A 19,291-nucleotide genomic window follows, 5' to 3' on the forward strand; every position below is an offset into this window, starting at 1 on the left:
GAAGGACGCTCGACGCCGACCCCCGGCCGCAGTCTCGGCGCCCGCCCGTGCGACGGGCCGCGGGGCGGGCGCCGGCTGAGGAGTCCCCTGCCGGTGGCGCCGTCCGGGACCGCTTCCGCCCCCGTCGTCTGCACTGGTTCTCATGCGCCCCTATTTCTTGGCGGGCTTGTAGGCGGTGATCATATCGTATTCATCGATGGCCACGATGAGTTCGGGGTTGACGAGGTAGAAGCTGGTCTTCTCGTCGGAGAATTCATTTCCGGGGAAATGAATGAGATCACCGTCCTCGACGGTCCACGCGCCGCTGATCTGCAGGCCCGTGCCCGTATTCACCGGGATGACACTGCCGCGCAGCAGTACGGAGCCGTCCGAGGACAGGGAGTAGATGGTGCCGTCTGATTCGGCGCAGCGGCCCGACTCGTCGTACGGCTTCAGGGTCGAGTCGCCGACTTTGAGTGAATCCCAGCAGTCGCCGGTCGGCTTATTCTTGCGCATGCCCTGGACCTGTGCCCAGCTGAAGTCATCATCCTGGACGCAGGACTTGAGTTGGGCGGCGGTCATGCTCCGCTGTTCGGTCGTGGGGCGCCAGGTGCCGCAGTAGTAGTAGGGATCCTCCCCGCTGGTGAAGGTCTCGCGCTTCTCGCCCGTGGGGGACAGGATCGTGACTTTGCTATTGATATACGTGTACCAGCCGTCGGCCAGCACCCTGGGGAATTCTCCCTCACCGAAGTCGTAGGTATCGCCGGTAGTCGCATTGACTCCGGTGTCTGACGCGACGAGTGCGATGGTGCTGTCGTCACCCTGATACACGGATCTGGTGATCTGGGGGTCCGTCGTGAGATAGTCGTAGCTGCCGGGTATGGTGGTTCTCCACAGTTCCTTGTCAGGATTCTTGGCGCTCCAGCCGGTGCACCGGTCTCCGGAACTGCAGCCGATGATGTAGGTGCCAGCCCGAATCCAGGCCTCACCCCAGGGGACGCTGGTCGTCTCGCCGTCATCGGCGTCGATGAGCTTGTCGTTGGCGATGATGAAGCCGCCCCAGTAACCGCCCCAGTAGATATTGGTGGAGGCGTAGGGGTTGGGATTGAGTTTCGTGGTCCACTGCTCCTTCGGCTTATTGCCGGAGACGTCGTAGGCGGTCACTCTCGTGACATTCTGGTCCGAATCGGTGTTGGCGACGAAGAGCTGATCCTCATTCCCGAGGAGGACCGACTTCCCACCGGCGTCCATCGTCCAGGTCTGACGGGCGCCCTTCGCCCAGGATGCGGAGGGCACTGCGATGATCGGATCGGGGGTCTTGAAGAAGAACCATATTCCCGCCGCGGCGGCGCTCAGGACGAGGACGGTGACGAGTACGACGACGGTGATGACGACCGGTCGGGGGGTCCGGGCCCTTTTGAGGGCCGGAGCGTACCCGGCGCTTGGGGCGGGGGCGAGGGCGAGGGGCGCCGGAGGCGCCTGGGGGACCGCGCGCCGGACGAGGGCGATCTGGACGGCGGGGTCGGAGGAGGCCCGCAGCCAGTCGACCAGTTCCGGATAGGTGGCGGGGTTGGCGGCCAGGATGGCATGCAGATCGGGCCGGGAGGCGGCGATACGGGCCAGTTCGGCGGCCGTGGTGGCGGGGGAGCCGGCGGCCAGAAGATCCGGGTCGGGCGTGCCCGGGCCCGTCGGGACTGACGAGCCCGGCGGGCCCGGCCGAGGCGGCGGGGGTGGCGGAGCGGTGGTCATGCCCACATGGTATGGACGCGCGGGCCCCCGCTCGACGTTCGTGGACCTACAATTTCTTGTACTTCTCAACCCCGCCGACCGCCCTCGGAGCGCGGCGAGTCAGCCTGACCTCCGGGACAGGTATCAAGGACTGCCAAAAGACGTCGGCTCACCGGGGAGCCCGACGTCGTGCATTCCTCGTCCGGTTCCGGAGGCGGACGTCAGGAGCGGCCCGGGGCGTAGGCGGTGATGGTTCCCTCGCTGTCCATCTTGCCTACGACGAGGTCGGGGCGTGCGAGATAGAGGTAGTCCTTATCATCGAGGTCTACCCAGTCGTCCTTCAATCTGATGCCGCTGATTTCTTGTGACTTGACCGTGAGATAGGCGGCGGAAGAAACTGCGGTGACATTCCCGGTCGGGTCGGTGATCGTGAAATGTCCATCCTTCGTGGGTTTGACGGGACTATCGCAGCCGCTGGGGTAATCGGGTGCGGAGCCGATCTGCCCACTCGCCGTATCGATGAAGACGTCGCCCAGGTGAACCACCATCGTCGAATTATTGCAGTACACGTCCTCGACCGAGATCTCCCACGACGAGTACAACATGACGTCGATACCTGTATCGTGGGCTACATCCTCACTCAGACCGGGCCTGGAGGTGCGCCACAGTTCTGTGCCCGGCTGCGTGCTCGACCGTCCGGTGCAGGTGTCCGACTTGTCGCACACAATGAGTTTGTCACCGACGATCCAGAACTGATTTTCGTATCTGTCGCCGTTAGTATATACTGGAATCTCGGCGATCTCGTTGCCGGTGGCGGGGTCGATGACCTGGTTGCCGGCGAGAATGTACTCCCCCCAGTAGGCGGGGAAGTCGGGGAGCGACTTACTCCACTGCTGCGTCGGAGTATCGCTGCTAATATCAAAGGCGGTAACGGGGTAGAACGCGTCGTCGCTGGAACCGTCGTGCGACATATCGATTGCGAGTACCTGATCGCTCTTGCTCGTTATTAAGCCGTAGGCATCTATCCGCCAGGCGATGTGGGAGCCCGAGGCCCAATCCGGTGACAGCGGGGCCCCACTGGCGTCCACCGCGGCTCCGGTCGGCGTGCTGGTCGGGTTGCCGCGGTGGGTCCGCGTCCAGGCGAAGGCGCCTCCGACGGCGAGCACGAGCACGACTGCGAGCGCGGCGGCGGCAATCGCGAGAGGCCTGCGCCGCAAGATGCGTCGGGGAGTCGTCCCGCTGGCCTTGGCCGACGGCGCGGCCGCGTCGGCGCCTTCCGCCTGGGCGGGCGCTTCCGTCTGCGCCGGCGCCGCTTGCGCCGGTTCTGGCTGGGCGGGCGCGCTTGCGCGCTGGGCGAGGGCGGCCTGGACGGCGGGGTCGGGGGAGGTGCGCAGCCAGTCGATCAGGTCGGGGTAGGTGGCGGGGTTGGCGGCCAGGGCGGGGTGCAGGTCGGGCCGGGCGGCGGCGATGCGGGCCAGCTCGGCGGCCGGGGTGGTGGGGGAGGAGGCGGCCAGGCGGTCCGCGTCGGCGTCGGGCCCGGATGCTTCCGGAGAGGGCGGGGAGGATGTCATGCGGGCATGGTATGAACGTGCGGCCCCTCGCCGGACGTGCGCGGACATACAATTTATGTACCCTTTCATCCCCCGCCGGCCGTCTTCTATAATCCTGGGTTCTCGCAGTGAGGGGCGACGGCGCCGGTCGGCGGGCCCCGCCGCCGGCTCACGCGCCCCGGTGGGGACTGATGAGGCCGGCCTCGTAGGCGGCGATGACGAGCTGGGCGCGGTCGCGGGCGCCCAGGCGGGCCAGGAGCGCGGTGATGTGGCTGCGGCAGGTGGCCCGGGTGATGCCCAGCTCCACCTCGATCTCGCTGTTGGACAGGCCGCGGGCGATGAGCAGGAGGACCTCGCGCTGGCGGGGCGTGAGCGCCCCGACGCCGTCGGCCCGCCGGCCGGCGGACGCGCCGACCGCCGCGGCGCTCGGCATGCGGGCCACCAGGCGGGCCAGGACCCGGGGGCTGAGCAGCGACTGGCCCTCGTGGACGGTGTGCACGGCGTCGACGAGGGACTGCGGGTCGGCGTCCTTGAGCAGGAAGCCGCAGGCTCCGGCGCGCAGGGCGCCCAGGACGTAGTCGTCGACCTCGAACATGGTCAGGATGAGGACGCGCGTGCCCCCGAGCGCCGGGTCGGCGCAGATCCGGGCGGTGGCCTCGATGCCGCTCAGCCCCGGCATCTGAATGTCCATGAGGACGACGTCGGGGCGCAGCTCGGCGGTCAGGGCGAGGGCGCGGGCGCCGTCCCCGGCCGTCCCGACGACGCTCATCCCCTCCTCGGCCTGAAGCAGGGCGGCCAGGGTGGTGCGCAGGAGGGCCTGGTCCTCGGCGATGAGGACCCGGATGGGGGCGCCGGCAGCCGCGCCGTCCGGCCCGCCGTCGCCGTCGGGCTCAGTCACGGGACCTCCCCGCAGTGGGCTCGGACGCGCGCGGGCCCGGGACCCGGGGGAGCACGGCCTCGACGGCGAAGCCGGGGGCGTCGCCGCGGGGCCCCGCGGTCAGGGAGCCGCCCAGCGCCGTCACGCGCTCGCCCAGGCCGCGCAGTCCCTGGCCCGCCCCGGGGCGGGGCGCCCAGCCGGGGGCCGGGCCGTCGTCGACGACGCGCACGCGCAGCCGCCCCGGCTCCTCGAGGAGGGTGACGCGGGCGCGGGTGGGGCCGGCGTGGCGGGCCGTGTTGACCAGGGCCTCGCCCACGACCCGGACGGCGGCCCGGCTCACCGCGGCGGTCGGGCCGCCGGGGGCCGCCGCGCCCGGGGCCGCATCCGTTTCCGCGCCCGCCCCCGTGACGGCGTCGGCGTCGAGCTCGACCCTGACGCCGGCTCGTCGGGCCCCGTCGATCGCCTCCGCGAGGCTACCGGCGAGCCCGGGCCCCGCCCCCGCCCCGGCGGGCGGCGCGGACGCCGTCACGGCCCCGGGCGTCGGGGGCGTGCGCTCGTCGCGCAGGACGGCGAGCATGCGCCGCAGCCCGTCGGTGGCCTCGCGGGAGGCGGCCTCGACATCGCCCAGGGCGTTGCGCAGGCCGTCGGGGGTGGTCTCGAGGCGCCGGGCCACGGCGCAGCGCACGGTGATGGCGCCCAGGTTCCCGGACACGGCGTCGTGCAGCTCGCGGGCGATGACGAGGCGGTCCTCGGCCACCGCGCGCGCGGCCGTCTCCTGCGCCAGGCGCCACTCGTAGACGCGCCGGTCGCGCCGTCGCAGCCACAGGGCGGCGGCGACGAGACCCGTCATGGCGAGAATCGTCGTCATCTGAATGCGCGGGGAGGGGTACGGGTAGACGCCGATGAAGAGGCCGGTGCCGACGATAAGTGCGGCGGTGCCCGTGATGGCGCGTCCGAGTGCGGAGTGGCGCGGGAGGGCGTCGAGGGCGGGCACGCAACCAGTCTAGGAGGGCGGTCCGGGCGCTTCATCGGACCAGGGTTCGACGGACCTGGGTCTGAGACGCCGGCCCGGTATTCGCCCCGGCGGCCGATGCGCGCCGCGGCCCGGCGCGGCGAGGGTGGGCCCATGATCAGTATTGAGAACCTCGTCAAACGGCACGGTTCGCGGGAGGTGCTCCACGGCGTGAGCCTGGAGGCCCGCCCGGGCCGCGTCACCGGCTTCGTGGGCCCCAACGGCGCCGGGAAGTCCTCGACCCTGCGGTGCCTGCTGGGGCTGGACCGGGCCGACGGCGGGCGCGCGCTCATCGGCGGGCGCCCCTACCGCGAGCTGCGCGAGCCGCTGCGCACGGTGGGCGCGATGCTCGACGGCTCCGGCGCGCACCCCTCCCGCACGGCCCGCGGGCACCTGGCGTGGGTCGCCTCGGGAGCGGGCATCGGGCGGCGCCGGGTGACCGAGGTGCTCGACGCCGTCGGCCTCGGCGGGGCGGCCGGACGCCGGGTGCGCACCTTCTCCCTGGGGATGGGTCAGCGCCTGGGACTGGCCGCGGCCCTGCTGGGCGACCCGGAGGTGCTCATCCTCGACGAGCCGGTCAACGGCCTGGACCCCGAGGGGATCCGGTGGATCCGCACGCTGCTGCGCCGTCGGGCCGACGCCGGGGGCACGGTCCTGCTGTCCAGCCACGTCCTGGCCGAGCTGGCCGAGGTGGCCGACGACGTCGTCGTCATCGCCGACGGGCGGGTGCGGGCGGCTGGGACGCTCGATGAGATCGCCGCGGGCTACTCGAGCTTGGAGGAGGCCTTCTTCTCCCTGACCGGGGGCGGGCTCGGCGGCCGGGCGGGCCTTCGCCGCCCGGCGCGCGCGGAGGGGGTCCGGGCATGAGCGCGGCGACGGCGCTGATCCGCTCGCTCAGGGCGGAGGCGCGCAAGACGGCCGGTCTGCCGGGCGTGTGGCTGGGGGCGGCGCTGGCGCTCGCCCTGCCGGTCCTGGTGGAGTACTACGTCAATCACAACCTGGCGGACGAGCTGGCCGCCGGCGGCCAGCGGGCGTCGGCGCGGCTGGGCGACGTCGGCGTCATCGGCCTGTACATGGGGACGACGGGGATCGTGGTGCTGGCGGCGAGCGTCGTGGTGAGCGAGTACGTGAGCGACCCGCGCACGAACGTCGACTCGCGGCAGGTGACGACGACGATGCTGGTCCAGCCCCGGCGCGGGGCGGCGGCGGCCGCGAAGCTGATGGTGGTGCTGGCGGCCGCGCTGGTGCTCCTGGCGCTGGCGTGGGCGGCGACGTTCTCGCTGTGCCGGCACCTGCTGGGGCCGCGCATGCCCCTCGGTCCGGTGCCGTGGTGGATGCTGACCGGGATACTGGCGTGGTGGCTGTTCTCGGCGGCGGCGTCGATGGCGCTGGCCGCGGCCACGCGCAGCGCGATGGCGTCGATGACGGCCCCCATCGCCATGTCCACGATGATCTCGCCGGGGGTGCTGCTCATCAAATCCACCGATGCGGCGCGGTTCCTGCCGGATGCCGCCGCGGTCCGCCTCATTGCGGACCCGACGACGCTCAACTACGACCGGCTCGTCGAGCTGCTGTCCGTTCCCATGGCGGCCGCGGTCTGCGCGGCGTGGGCGGGCGGCTGCGCCGTGGCCCTCTGCTGGGTGTGGATGAGGAGGGACGCATGAGCGGGACCCGTGTGCACAGCAGAACCGGCGGGGCCGCCGGGGCCGCCGGGGCCGCCGGGGCCCGGACGGTCGGGCGCGGCGGGGCCGGCGCCGGGGCGCCCTGGGGACGCGCGCTGCGCGGCGAGCTGATGAAGGCGGTGACGCTGCCGTCGATGTGGTGGACGGCGGCGATGACCGGCGCGGCGGGGATCGCCATCATCATGTCGGCCCTTCAGAATAGTGAGAGTGGGCAGTCGTTCGGCTTCGAGGACATCGCCCCCATGTGGACGCTGGCGGTGCAGATCGGGTTCGTGACCGCCGGGGTGATCGTGGCCGGGGCCGAGCACTCCAGCGCGCAGGGGATGACGAGCCTGCTGGTGACGCCGGCGCGTGGGCGGCTGGTGGCGGCCCGGCTTGCAGTGCTGACCGGCGGGGGACTGGTGGCGGCCGGCGCGCTGGTCGCCATGGGCGTGGTGGCCTGTCCGCGGACATCGTCGGCGGCGCTGTGGGCCGGCGGCAGGACCGTCGTGTGGCTGACGGCGGCGCTGCTGCTGGCCGAGGGAATCGGCGAGATCGTGCGCAGCGCGACGGGGGCGGCGACGGCCGCGGCGGTCCTGGTGGTCCTGGCGCCGCAGCTGGCCTCGATCCTGGGCGACGCCGTCGACTGGCTCCCCGGTCAGGCGGGTCAGATCTGGGTGGCGGGCGGCGCTTCGCGCGACGGCGTCGTCACCGCCGGGCTCATCGCGCTGGCGTGGACGACGGCGGCGACGGCGGGCGGCGCGGCGCGACTGGTGCGCGCCGACGCGTGAGGACGCGGGGAGAAGGGGGCTGCGGGCATGCTGGGCTCGCGGGTCCCCTTCTCCCCGCCCCACTGGCGGCGGCCGGCCGGTCTGCTGTCGGCGACTCGCTTCCGGGGATGTTGATCACCTTTGCGCCGCCGTCCGGGGTCTCCGATTATCCTGTAATCGATATGGAAATCGTAGCGGTCGATGGCACAGTTCTCTATGAGAATCGGAGGCGCGTCCCAGGGGCCTCGGAGACCTCGGAGACCTCGGAGACCTCGCCGTCATCGGCCCTGAGGGTCGGCTCCCGCTCCGGGGTCACTTCTTGCCCGGGGCGTACGCCGTGATCCTCCCGCTCGCGGAGTCCGATGAGATCATGAGGGAGGGGCCGGCGAGGCGGAAGACATTCTTCTCGATGTCCGAGCCGGGGAACTCAATCGGTTTCTGATCGGCGATCGTCCAGGCGCCCATAATACTGGCGGACTCGGGGGAGAACGGCTTCTCCCATGCGGCCACCAGAATCTTTTCGTCATCGGAGACGATGTAGAGGGAGGGGTATGCGAGGCAATTGGAGATCGACTGGACCTTGCCCTTCACGATGGTTCTGCCGACGGCAATGGTGGCCTCGCACCCATCGGCTCCCAGGCCGACGTAGTTCACGGACACCTCGGCCCAGGACAGGTCGCCGTCCTCCAGGTACCTGCGGTACTGCTCGCCGGAGGGCCGCTCCTGCGACGGCGTCGCGGTGAATCTCGTGACGCCCGCACTTCCTCCGAATGTGTTCTTCTTCTCACCGGTGGGGGACAGCAGTGCGTATTCACTGCCGTTGTAAGCGACCCAGCCGTCGGTGGTGGCGGACATGGCCCTGTAGCCCTCCGCTCTCAGGTCGAAGGTCTCCCCGGTGTCGACGTCCACGAGCATCTTCGGGGACAGGGCGAGAATGGTGCGGTCCCCGACATGGGTGTTCGTCCGCGAGACCGCCTGCACCCCGTCCTTACCGATATTCGCCAGCGCGCCCTCAATGGTCGCGCTCCACGCCCTGGAGGAGATGTCTGAGGACCTCCAGGCCTCGCAGTTGTTCTTCTCGTCGCAGGCGATCGCCATGTCATCGACGATGGCCACTAAAGGCGGGTTCACGGACCAGGGCGCCTCCGTGACGCGGCCGTCGGAGCGCTCGATGAGCTGGTGGCCGACGGTGAGATAATCGCCCCAGATGCCGTACGAGTACATCGAGGCGCCGTGCACCTGGGCCTCCCACTGCTTCTCCGGCTCACTGCCGGAGATGGAGTAGGCCGCCACCGAGGACCGGGATCCGTCTTCACCGGATTCGGCTACGAATAACTGGTCGCCGGCGGTGGTGATCATCCGACCGTCGAGGCTCCACACCTCGTGGGCGCCGTCGGCCCAGGAGGGATCGGGTGAGATCATTCCTCCCTCCGGCGGGCCCGGCGACGGGCTCTCGGACGGCTGCGGCGCGGCCGTGGGAGCCGATCCGCTCTGCGAACGACCTTTCGAACTCAGGAAGTGGAGCCCGACCCCGGTGGCGCCGACCAGCACGAGGACGGTCACGAGCACGGTGGCGGCAATGATGGCGGGGCGCGGGAGCCCGGTTCTCCGCCCCGTCTTGGTGGTCGGTGCGGGCGCGCCGGCCGGTGTCGGGCTCGTGGCGGCGTTTGCCGCCCGGGTGGGCGCTTCCGTCTGCGCCGGCTCCGCCTGCGTCGGTTCTGGTTGGGCGGGTGGGGTGGTGCGCTGGGCGAGGGCGGCCTGGACGGCGGGGTCGGGGGAGGTGCGCAGCCAGTCGACCAGGTCGGGGTAGGTGGCCGGATTGGCGGCCAGGGCCGGGTGCAGGTCGGGCCGGGCGGCGGCGATGCGGGCCAGTTCCGCGGCCGGGGTGGCGGGGGAGGCCGCGGCCAGGCGGTCCGCGTCGGCGTCGGCCCCGGCCGCACCCGGGGCCGATGGATCCGCCGGGGACGGTTGGGCCGGCGAACCTGGTCGGGAGGACGGATCTCGTTGCGATGACGGGGATGACGGATCGGAGGTCATGTCCACATGGTATGGGGAATGCGTACGTCTCGTCGGGGTAGCCGGCCATCGTCGTCCCTTGTTCGGGTTCGCCGCGGTGGAGTGCTGGGAAGGTTGTTCTGAGGCCGGTTTTAAATACGTAGCGCGAGGGTTGTGGTGATCGTCTGCTTTGACGAGCCTTTCTCGTCGGGAGTGGTGGTCCGTGGGCCCGGACCGGCGCGGTGATGGAAGTGGGCGGGCGCGGGGTGGTACGGGTGGGGCTCCTGGGGCGGTCCGGGGCGGGGACGTGTCCGAATCTGTTGCAAAGGCGCCCCGGGCCGGAATCGGCGGTGAGAAGAAGCGCGGAATATCAACGATTCTCCTCCGGCGCTCCGGCTCGATCGGGGCCTTTGCAACAGATTTGGACAAACGGCGCCGTCGCGGACCCCGGGAGGGGCGGCCGCGGACCCGCGGCCGCCCCTCCCGCCTCGGAACATCTCCTGTGTTCCGGTGAGAAGGGCTCAATCTGAGCGGGAAAGACCTCCGTCAGGGCCTTGGCGGAGTGGACTGGGGCGCGCTCCGGGACTAGTCGGCGCCCGGGGCGTACGCCGTGATCTTCCCGCTCGTGCGGTCCGACGCGATTATGAGCGAGGGGCCGGCCAGGTAGAGAGAACTCTGCTTCGTATCCAATCCGGGGAAGGTGATCTCCCACTGGGCGGTGGCCGACCAAGTGCCCTTGATGAGGGCGGACTCGGGGGAGAGCGGAGCATCCGCTATGGCCATGACTACTCTTTTGTCGTCGGATACGACGAAAGCCGCGGGATACTTCAGGCAATGGGCGGTGTCGATGACCTGGTGGAACATCTTCATGGTGTTATTGCCAACAGTGACGTTGACCGGGCATGTGCCGGAGGACGTATTACCGCTGGGTATGCTCATGCGCAGTTCGGCCCAGGACAGGTCGCCGTCCTCCAAGTACTTGCGGTACTGCTCGCTGGAGGGGCGTTCCTGCGAGGGAGTCGGCCCGAACCTTTCACTCCCGAATTTTCCGCTGAAGGTGCCCTTCTTCTCGCCCGTGGGGGACAGTATCGTGAACTCATACTCACTGGTTCCCTTGTAGGCGATCCAGCCGTCGGTGGTGGCCATCACTCCGCTATAGTCCTCCGCGCTCAGGTCGAAGGTCTCCCCGGTGTCGACGTCCACGAGCATCTTCGGGGACAGGGCGAGAATAGTGCGGTCCCCGACATGGATGCTCGCCCGAGAGATCAGTTGCAGCGAGCTGAGGGTGAGGCGGTACTGCGAGTCCTTAACGGTCGCGTTCCACGCCCTGGAGAAGGGGTCGGAGGATCTCCAGGCCTCGCAGTTGTCCTTCTCGTCGCAGGTGACCGCCATGTCGTTGATGACGAGCAGGAAACTCGCTTTAGTGGACCACGGCGCCTCCATGACCCGGCCGCTCGAGCGCTCGATCAACTGATCGTCGATGACGAAGTAGTCCCCCCAGACCCCGGACGGACCCAGTTTCTTGTCGTGCAGCTGGACCTCCCACTGCTCCTTGGGCTCGCTGCCGGAGATGGAGTAGGCCGCCACCGAGTCGGCGTGGCTGGAGTCCGCACTGATCGTGATGATGAAGAGCTGGTCGCCGGAGAGAATGAGCGAGGTCTTCTCCCCGCCCTCGAGGCTCCACACCTCGTGGGCGCCGTCGGCCCAGGAGGAATCGGGCACGACCATTCCCCCCTCCGGCAGGCTCGGCGACGGGCTCTCGGACGGCTCGGGCGCCGACGCGGTCGTGGGCCGGGACGTTCTCCTCGCGTGGTCCTTGGAATTCAGGAAGCGGATCCCGGCCCAGGCCGCACCGCTGATGACGAGGACGGTCACGAGCACGACGACGGCGATGACGGCGGGGCGCGGAAGTCCGGTTCTCCGCTTCGTCTTGGTGGCCGGTGCGGGCGCGCCGGCCGGTGGCGGGCTCGTGGGGGCGTCTGCCGCCCGGGCGGGCGCTTCCGCCTGCGCCGCTTGCGCCGGTTCCGCTTGTGCTGGTTCTGGTTGGGCGGGTGGGGTGGTGCGCCGGGCGAGGGCGGCCTGGACGGCGGGGTCGGGGGAGGTGCGCAGCCAGTCGACCAGGTCTGGGTAGGTGGCCGGATTGGCGGCCAGGGCCGGGTGCAGGTCGGGCCGGGAGGCGGCGATGCGGGCCAGCTCCGCGGCCGGGGTGGTGGGGGAGGAGGCGGCCAGACGGTCCGCGTCGGCGTCGGCCCCGGCCGGATCAGTCGGGGACGGCGGGGATGACAGGAACGACGGGTTCGGCGGGTCCGGCGGGTCGATCGGGGACGATGGGGAGGTGGTCATGCCCACATGCTATGGGGGCGCGCACCCTCGCCCGGCGCCCGCGAGTACACAATTTCTTGTACTTCTGCCCCGCGCCCCGCCCCGGCCGACCCGTCGGACCCGGCCCCCGCTCCGGGGCTAGCCGTTGCCCGGGGCGTACGCCCTGATCTTCCCGTTCACGTGGTCCGACGCGATTATGAGTGAGGGGCCGGCGAGGTGGAGGAGGCTCTTCTTCGTATCCAATCCGGGGAAGATGATCTCCTTCTGGCCGCTGAACGACCAGGCGGCCAGAATAATGCCGGAATGGCGGGTGAGCGGCACGTCCGATACGGCTATGACTACTTTTTTGTCATCGGATACGGCGAGAGCATCGGGGTATCTCGAGCAATTGGCGCTGTCGACGGGCCGGTAGAAGTCGCTTATGGTGTTATTGCCAATGGTGATGTCGATCGGGCACATTTCGCCGGGGACCTTGCTTCTGTCCATGCTCATGCGCAGTTCGGCCCAGGACACATCGCCGTTCTCCACATACCTGCGGTACTGCTCACTGGAGGGGCGCTCCTGCGACAGCGTCGGTCCGAACCGTTCGTCCCTGTCATTGTTCCCGCTGAAGGTGCCCTTCTTCTCGCCCGTGGGGGACAGGATCGTGTGCTTCCCCTCTCCGCTCGCATCGCTGGCGATCCACCCGTCGGTGGTCGACACCAGGGACATGTATCCCTCCGCACTCAGGTCGAAGGTCTCCCCGGTGTCGACGTCCACGAGCATCTTCGAGGACAGGGCGAGAATGGTGCGCTCCCCGACATAGATGTCCGCCCGTGTGATCAGCCGCGATGAGCCGAGGCGGCTCTGCGAGTCCTTGATGGTCGCGCTCCACGCCCTGGAGAAGGGGTCGGAGGACCTCCACGCCTCGCAGGCATCCTTCTCGTAGCAGGCGATCGCCGTGTCATTGATGACGATCACGAGCATCACTCGAGCGGACCACGGCGCCTCCATGACCCGGCCGCTCGAGCGCTCGATCAGTTGATCGTCGACGAAGATGTAGTCCCCCCAGACTTCGATCGGTATCCCCCTGTTGTCGGGCAGTTGGGCCTCCCACTGCTTCTCCGGCTCGCTGCCGGAGATGGAGTAGGCCGCCACCGAATCGACAGTGAAGTCCGCCTTGTTCGTGATGACGAAGAGCTGATCGCCGGCGATCAGGAGCGAGCCCTTCCCCTCCTCCTTATCGAGGCTCCACACCTCGTGGGCGCCGTCGGCCCAGGAGGGATCGGGGGTGACCAGTCCTCCCTCCGGCAGGTCCGGCGACGGGCTCTCGGACGGCTCGGGCGCCGACACGGTTGCGGTCGCGGGCCGGGACGCTCTCCTCGAATGGTCCTTGGGGCTCAAGAATCGGATCCCGGCCCAGGCCGCACCGCTCAGAACGAGGACGGTCACGAGCACGACGGCGGCGATGACGGCGGGGCGCGGGAGTCCGGTTCTCCGCTTCGTCTTGGTGGCCGGTGCGGGTGCGCCGGCCGGTGGCTGGTTCGTGGGGGCGTTTGCCGTCCGGGCGGGCGCTTCCGCCTGCGCCGCCTGTGCTGGTTCTGGTTGGGCGGGTGGGGTGGTGCGCCGGGCGAGGGCGTCCTGGACGGCGGGGTCGGGGGATGTGCGCAGCCAGTCGACCAGGTCGGGGTAGGTGGCCGGATTAGTCGCCAGAGCGGGGTGCAGGTCGGGCCGGGCGGCGGCGATGCGGGCCAGCTCCGCGGCCGGGGTGGCGGGGGAGGCCGCGGCCAGGCGGTCCGCGTCGGCGTCGGCCCCGGCCGCACCCGGGGCCGATGGATCCGCCGGGGACGGCTGGGAGGACGGGAACGACGGGTCCGGCGGGTCGGTTAGGGACGATGGGGAGGTGGTCATGCCCACATGCTATGGGGGCGCGCGCCCCCGCCCGGCGCCCGCGAGCACACAATTTCTTGTACTTCTGCCCCGCCGCCCCGCCCCCGGTCGCACCTCCGCGACCGGGGGCGGGACCTCGTGGGCGGGGGCGCGGCCCGCGCGCCCTACTTCTTGCCGGGGCGGTAGGCGGTGAGCTCGCCGCTCGTGTCGCGGGCCACAATGAGTTCGGGATTGACGAGGTAGAAGACGGTTCCGCTGTCGAAGTCGTTGCCGGGGAAATCGATGGTCTCGCCGTCCTTGACGGTCCATGCGCCGCTGAGCCACATGCCCGTGGACGTGCTCGTCGGGTCGGTGGACGCGCGCATGAGCACCGACTCGTCCGAGGACAGGGCGTACAGGACGGTGCCGTCCGGCTCGTAGCACTCGCCCGACTCGTTGGCCGGTTTGAAGGTCGACTCGCCGATCGTGAGCTTGGTCGAGCAGCTGCTGCTCGAGTTCTTCGCACGGGTGATCTTGATCTTCGCCCAGCTGACGTCCTCGTCCTGGATGAAGGACTTGAATTCGGCCGCGCTCATGAGGGGGTGGTCGAGGGTGGACGCGGTGCTGACGTCCTCGGGGTACTCCCCGTCGAAGCTCTCGCGCTCCTCTCCGGTGGGTGACAGGATCGTGAACCTCCCCTTTTTGTAGTCGTACTTGCACCAGCCGTCGGTCAGGGCGAAGACGAAATCCGAACTGGTCGTATCGAAGTCGTAGACGTCGCCGGTGATTACGTTTATCCATGTGCTCTCGGAGGCCTGCACAATGAGCTTGCCGTCCCCCTGGTAGGTGGATCTGCCCGCGGAGGGCGTGCCCTGGAAGTCGGAGCTGCCGGAGACGCTGGTCTCCCACAGCTTCTGGTCCGGATTCGAGGCGCTCCAGCCGGTGCACTGGTCCTTGCGGCTGCAGGAGAAGGCGTAGGCGCCGACAATGATGGGGTTATTATGCCAGGGGGCGTCGGTGGTCTTGCCGGTGTCGGCCTTGATGAGCGTGTCCCCGGCGATGAGGTAGTCGCCCCAGTAGGACAGGTAGAAGGAGTCGGTGCGGGGATCCGCGGACCACTGCTTCTTGGGCTTGTCGCCGGAGACGTCGTAGGCGGTCACCGTATCGATGTTGTAATCCGAGTCCATATCGGCGACGACGAGCTGGTCCTTATTGCCGATGAGCGTCGACCGCTCGCCGACATTCATGTCCCAGGCCTTGTGGGAGCCCTTCGCCCAGCTGTTGGAGGGGGCGGTGGGCCCGTTCGCGGAGTCCCCGCCCAGCAGGTGCATTCCCAGCACGACCGCGCCGCTGATGACGAGGACGGCGACGAGGACGGCGACGGTGATGATGACGGGCCGTGAGACCCGCCGTCGCGGCGGCGCGGGGGCGGCGGGCGCCGGCTGCGGGGCCGCTACGGGATATCCGCCGGTCTGCGGGCCCGGGACCGCGAAACTCCCCGAGGCGGGCGTGCCCGCCCCGGGCGGCAGTGCCGGCAGGGAGCTGGGTGCCGAGGGCGCAACCGGTGCTGAGGCGGCGGCCGGGGGAGGCGGTGCTGAGGCGGCGGCCGGGGGAGGCGGGGGCGCCGGTGCTGCCCCGGAGTGCGCGAAGCGGGCCGCGAGCGCCGCCTGGACCGCGGGATCCTCGGAGTGCCGCAGCCAGTCCACGAGGCCCGGGTACGTCGACGGGTTCGTGGCGAGGACGGCGTGCAGGTCGGGCCGGTAGGTGGCGATGCGGGCCAGCTCGGCGGCGGGGGTCAGGGGGGAGGCGGCTGCGTCGGCATCGGCGTCGGCGGCGGGGGTCAGGGGGGAGGCGGCGGCGTCGGTGTCGGAGGCGGCGGCGTCGGCCGCATCGGCCGCGGCGTCGGCATCGGCGTCGGCGGCATCGGCGTCGGCGGCGGGGGTCAGGGGGGAGGCGGCGGCGTCGGTGTCGGAGGCGGCGGCGTCGGCCGCATCGGCCGCGGCGTCGGCATCGGCGTCGGAGGGAAGGGCCGAGGAGGGCGGAGTGCTCATAGGGGCAAGGTAGGCGCCCGGAGCCCGGTGTTCTGGGACTTCGGGGCCGTGACACGGCGGCGGGACTCCGTCCGTCGCGCCCCGGGGTGCGACGGACGGGCGACGCGGCCGGCGTCACTCGCCGTCGGGAATGAAACGCCCCGATCTCATGGTTCACGCCTATCGAGAATCGAGCGCCAAGGAGAACCGTCATGACTCACGCCCATACGCCCGCCGCAGCCCCCGTCCCCGCCGCCCCGACCGGGCCGGCCGAACCGGCCGAGGAGGTCGACCTGCTCGTCGTGGGGGGCGGCAAGGCCGGCAAGTCCCTGGCGATGCTGCGCGCCAGAGCCGGGGACAGGGTCGTCATGGTGGAGCGCGACAAGGTGGGCGGCACCTGCATCAATGTCGCCTGCATCCCCACCAAGACCCTCATCTCATCCGCCCGGGTCCTGCGCGAGGTCCAGGGCTCGGGCGCCCACGGCGTCACCCTGCCCGGCCGCGACGGCGGCGCCGGCGCCCTGGAGCGGGCCCGCATCGACCTGGCCGCCCTGCGCGCCCGCAAGGAGGCCGTCGTGGGGGGCATGGTGGCCGCCCACGAGAAGATGTTCCCCGCCTCCGGCATGGACTTCGTGCGCGGCACCGCCCGCTTCGTCGCCCCGCGCACCGTCGAGATCGCCCTGAACGACGGCGGCCGGCGGCGCGTGCGCGGCGCCAGGGTCCTCATCAACACCGGCACGACGCCGTCGGTCCCCCCGATCGAGGGCCTGTCCGACGCGCCCCACTGGACCAGCGAGGACCTGCTCGCCCTGCCCGAGCTGCCCGACCGCCTCGTGGTCCTGGGCGGCGGCGTCATCGGCGTCGAGATGGCCTCCCTCATGGGCCTGCTCGGCGTGCCGGTGACCGTCGTCCACGCCGGGGCGCACATCCTGGACCGGGAGGACGACGACGTCGCCGCCGAGGTGGCCGCCGGCCTGGAGGCCCTGGGGGCCACGATCCTCACCGGGGCCCGCGCCTCGAAGGTCGCCGCCGCCCCCGACGGGCGCGGCGTCGTCGTCACCACCGCCGACGGGCGCGAGGCGGCCGGATCCCATCTGCTCGTGGCCCTGGGCCGCACCCCCGTCACCGCCGGGCTCGGCCTGGAGGCCGCGGGCGTGGAGCTGACCGGGCGCGGCTTCGTGCGCGTCGACGACCACCTGCGCACCACCGCGCCGGGCGTCTACGCCGCGGGCGACGTGGCCGGCACGCCCCAGTTCACCCACGCCTCCTGGAACGACTTCCGCGTCCTGCGCGACCTCTTCGCCGGTAAGGAGGCCTCCACCGCCGGCCGGCTCATCCCGTGGGCCGTGTTCACCACGCCCGAGCTCGGGCACGTGGGCCTGACCGAGGCCGAGGCCCGCCGGGCCGGCCACGAGGTGCGCGTCGCCAAGACCCCCACGGCCGCCGTCCCGCGCGCCAAGACCCTGGGGCGCACCGAGGGCTTCTACAAGGTGATCGTCGACGCCCGCACCGACGAGATCCTGGGCGCCGCCATCATCGGCGCCGAGGCGAGCGAGGTCGTCACCGCCATCCAGATGGCGATGCTGGGGGGCCTGAGGTGGCAGCAGGTGCGCGACGCCGTCATCACCCACCCCACCATGGGCGAGGGGCTCAATATCGTCCTGGACTCCCTGGGCTGAGGGCGGCGGTCGCGGGCCCGGGCGCGCTCACCGGCCCGCCGCGCCCGGGCGCCCCTGCGGCCGCAGGCCCAGGCCCGCGACGACCTCTGCCCCCGGCAGCGCCGCCAGCAGCGCCCCGGGCACCAGGAGCTTGGAGCGGCGCACGCCCGAGCCGATGAGCACCGTGTCCCGGCCGGCCACCGCGGCGTCGATGAGGAGCCTCCAGTCCCCGGGCAGGCCGACCGGCGTGATCCCGCCGTACTCCATGCCGCTCATCTGCACGGCCCGCTCCACCGGCAGGAAGGAGGCCTTGCGCACGTCGATGCGCCTCTTGACGACGTGGTTGACGTCGGCGGAGTCGGTGGCCCGCACGACGCAGGCGGCGATGCGCTCCTGTCCGGTGCGCCTGCCGGCCACGAGCACGCAGTTGCCGGTCGCCTCGGGGTCCAGGGAGTAGCGGGCGTTGAGGGCGCCGGTGTCGGAGTGGTCCGGGTCGATGGGCACCACCCGCGCCCGGCGGGCCAGGTCCGCGCCCTGGGGCGAGGACGCCTCCAGCGCCCGCAGCGCCGCGGCCACGGGCGGGCCGAGCAGGTCGGCGCGCTCCAGGGCCGGCCGCCAGCCGATCTCCGCCGCGAAGACCTCGGCGGGGTCGCGCAGTTCAGCGGTCATCTCTCATCCCCTCCTCGACGCGCGGCGCCGCTCGATGCGCTCCTCCAGGCGGGCGCTGACCCGGGGCCATTCCGGAGGGGTGACGCTGAACATGGCCGTGTCGCGCACGAGCCCCTCCTCGCCGGGCGCCAGGGAGGGCTGCCAGGCGCGCAGGACCGCCTCGAAGGTCGCCCCCGTGGCCGCGATCGCCGCGCGGGCCGCCTCGTTGCGCGCGTCGGTCTTGATGTCCACGCGGTCCACGCCCCAGGACTCGAATGCCTGTGTCATGAGCAGGAGCTTGGCGGCCGGGTTGACGGCGGTGCCGCGGGCCGCCGGGGCGAGCCAGGTCGATCCGATCTCGACGGCGAAGAGCCGCCCGCCGTCCATCCACCGCGGCGTCAGATAGGCGGTGTGCCCCACGACGCGGCCGGTGGCGGCCTCGATCTGCGCGAAGGGGGCGTAGGCGCCCGCGTCCCGGCGGGCCAGGCTGCGGGCCACATAGTCCTCGACCTCGTCGGGCGTCGGCACCGCGGCGAAGGCGTTCGGGCCCGCGCCCTCGGCGGCCCGCCGCAGCCCCGGCACGTGCCCGGGCGTCAGCGGCTCGAGGCGCACGACGTCGCCGCTCAGCGCGTCGCAGGACAGTGCGGGGGAGGACGGGTGCGGGACGGGGCTCATGGGCCCGATCATGGCAGCCCGGTCGCGCCCGCGCCCGAGCGCCTCAGCATGTGGTCTCATTGTCCCCGTGCTGCACGTCATCTTCTACTGTCCGCGCATCCCCGGCAATTCGGGGGCCGCCATCCGCCTGAGCGCCAACACCGGCTCCATGCTGCACCTGGTCGACCCGCTGTTCGACATGGACGACGCCAAACTGCGCCGCGCCGGCCTGGACTACCACGACCTGGCCGCCACGCGCGTGCACGGCACCTGGGAGGAGTGCCTGGCCCAGATCCCCGGGAGGATCTTCGCCTTCACGGCCCGCGCGGAGCGGCTGTACACGCAGGTCGACTGGCGCGACGACGACGCGCTGCTCCTCGGCCCCGAGCCCACGGGGCTGCCCGAGCAGATCATGGCCGACCCGCGCGTGAACGAGCGGATCCGCATCCCCATGGTCGGGGCCAGCCGGTCCCTCAACCTGGCCAATGCGGCCGCGATCGGCCTGTACGGGGCCTGGCGCGCCCTGGGCTTCCCCGGGGGGAGCTGACGGCGGCGCGGG

15 protein-coding genes are annotated in these 19,291 nt (G+C 71.2%); 5 read left to right on the forward strand and 10 right to left on the reverse strand.

Annotated features, from left to right (window positions below; genetic code table 11):
- Window positions 1-150 precede the first annotated feature (150 nt).
- The 4 genes from G446_RS0100155 to G446_RS15005 all read right to left on the reverse strand — a co-directional run bounded on the left by G446_RS0100155 (window position 151) and on the right by G446_RS15005 (window position 5,128).
- Entirely contained in the window at window positions 151-1,728 is a 1,578-nt protein-coding gene (locus G446_RS0100155) for a variant leucine-rich repeat-containing protein (protein WP_026408594.1), read from the reverse strand.
- Between the two features lie 200 nt (window positions 1,729-1,928).
- A complete protein-coding gene (locus G446_RS0100160; RefSeq protein WP_026408595.1) occupies window positions 1,929-3,278 on the reverse strand; it encodes a variant leucine-rich repeat-containing protein in 1,350 nt (449 codons plus the stop codon).
- A gap of 148 nt (window positions 3,279-3,426) precedes the next feature.
- Window positions 3,427-4,155, reverse strand: a complete 729-nt coding sequence (locus tag G446_RS0100165; protein ID WP_026408596.1) for a response regulator transcription factor — start codon at window positions 4,153-4,155, stop codon at window positions 3,427-3,429.
- Entirely contained in the window at window positions 4,148-5,128 is a 981-nt protein-coding gene (locus tag G446_RS15005) for a sensor histidine kinase (protein WP_051285497.1), read from the reverse strand. The genes G446_RS0100165 and G446_RS15005 overlap by 8 nt, the downstream gene beginning before the upstream one ends.
- Before the next feature lie 132 nt (window positions 5,129-5,260).
- On the opposite strand from G446_RS15005, the gene G446_RS0100175 reads away from it, so the two are divergent.
- From G446_RS0100175 to G446_RS0100190, 3 genes are read left to right on the forward strand one after another with little or no spacing between them, the layout of a single operon-like run.
- Window positions 5,261-6,013, forward strand: coding sequence for an ABC transporter ATP-binding protein (locus G446_RS0100175; protein ID WP_026408597.1), 753 nt, complete (start codon window positions 5,261-5,263; stop codon window positions 6,011-6,013).
- Window positions 6,010-6,810, forward strand: a complete 801-nt coding sequence (locus G446_RS0100180; protein WP_026408598.1) for an ABC transporter — start codon at window positions 6,010-6,012, stop codon at window positions 6,808-6,810. Before G446_RS0100175 ends, G446_RS0100180 begins: the two co-directional genes overlap by 4 nt.
- Window positions 6,807-7,598, forward strand: coding sequence for a cupin (locus G446_RS0100190; RefSeq protein ID WP_051285498.1), 792 nt, complete (start codon window positions 6,807-6,809; stop codon window positions 7,596-7,598). Before G446_RS0100180 ends, G446_RS0100190 begins: the two co-directional genes overlap by 4 nt.
- Before the next feature lie 291 nt (window positions 7,599-7,889).
- Here G446_RS0100190 and G446_RS0100200 read toward each other — a convergent pair whose 3' ends face one another.
- From G446_RS0100200 to G446_RS19680, 4 genes are all read right to left on the reverse strand, one after another.
- A complete protein-coding gene (locus G446_RS0100200; RefSeq protein ID WP_026408600.1) occupies window positions 7,890-9,614 on the reverse strand; it encodes a variant leucine-rich repeat-containing protein in 1,725 nt (574 codons plus the stop codon).
- A gap of 543 nt (window positions 9,615-10,157) precedes the next feature.
- On the reverse strand, window positions 10,158-11,915 hold the full coding sequence (locus G446_RS0100205) for a variant leucine-rich repeat-containing protein (RefSeq protein ID WP_026408601.1): 1,758 nt from the start codon (window positions 11,913-11,915) through the stop codon (window positions 10,158-10,160).
- 117 nt (window positions 11,916-12,032) lie between these two features.
- Complete coding sequence (locus G446_RS0100210; protein ID WP_026408602.1) at window positions 12,033-13,784, reverse strand: variant leucine-rich repeat-containing protein; 1,752 nt, start codon at window positions 13,782-13,784, stop codon at window positions 12,033-12,035.
- A gap of 143 nt (window positions 13,785-13,927) precedes the next feature.
- Window positions 13,928-15,793: a variant leucine-rich repeat-containing protein gene (locus G446_RS19680; protein ID WP_026408603.1), complete on the reverse strand. Its 1,866-nt coding sequence runs from the start codon at window positions 15,791-15,793 to the stop codon at window positions 13,928-13,930.
- A 191-nt stretch (window positions 15,794-15,984) separates the two neighbouring features.
- Between G446_RS19680 and G446_RS0100220 the strand changes: the two genes are divergently transcribed.
- Window positions 15,985-17,451 carry a dihydrolipoyl dehydrogenase family protein gene (locus G446_RS0100220; protein ID WP_051285499.1) on the forward strand — a complete coding sequence of 489 codons (1,467 nt, stop codon included), beginning with the start codon at window positions 15,985-15,987 and terminating at the stop codon, window positions 17,449-17,451.
- 27 nt (window positions 17,452-17,478) lie between these two features.
- Here G446_RS0100220 and G446_RS0100225 read toward each other — a convergent pair whose 3' ends face one another.
- Window positions 17,479-18,099 carry a YbaK/EbsC family protein gene (locus tag G446_RS0100225; protein ID WP_034468500.1) on the reverse strand — a complete coding sequence of 207 codons (621 nt, stop codon included), beginning with the start codon at window positions 18,097-18,099 and terminating at the stop codon, window positions 17,479-17,481.
- A gap of 3 nt (window positions 18,100-18,102) precedes the next feature.
- Window positions 18,103-18,753, reverse strand: a complete 651-nt coding sequence (locus tag G446_RS0100230) for a GNAT family N-acetyltransferase (RefSeq protein WP_026408606.1) — start codon at window positions 18,751-18,753, stop codon at window positions 18,103-18,105.
- 67 nt (window positions 18,754-18,820) lie between these two features.
- On the opposite strand from G446_RS0100230, the gene G446_RS0100235 reads away from it, so the two are divergent.
- Window positions 18,821-19,279 (forward strand): tRNA (cytidine(34)-2'-O)-methyltransferase, encoded by a 459-nt coding sequence (locus tag G446_RS0100235; RefSeq protein ID WP_026408607.1) that lies wholly within the window; start codon window positions 18,821-18,823, stop codon window positions 19,277-19,279.
- Window positions 19,280-19,291 lie beyond the last annotated feature (12 nt).

The sequence above is a fragment of the Actinomyces dentalis DSM 19115 genome (genome assembly GCF_000429225.1).
GTDB lineage: Bacteria > Actinomycetota > Actinomycetes > Actinomycetales > Actinomycetaceae > Actinomyces > Actinomyces dentalis.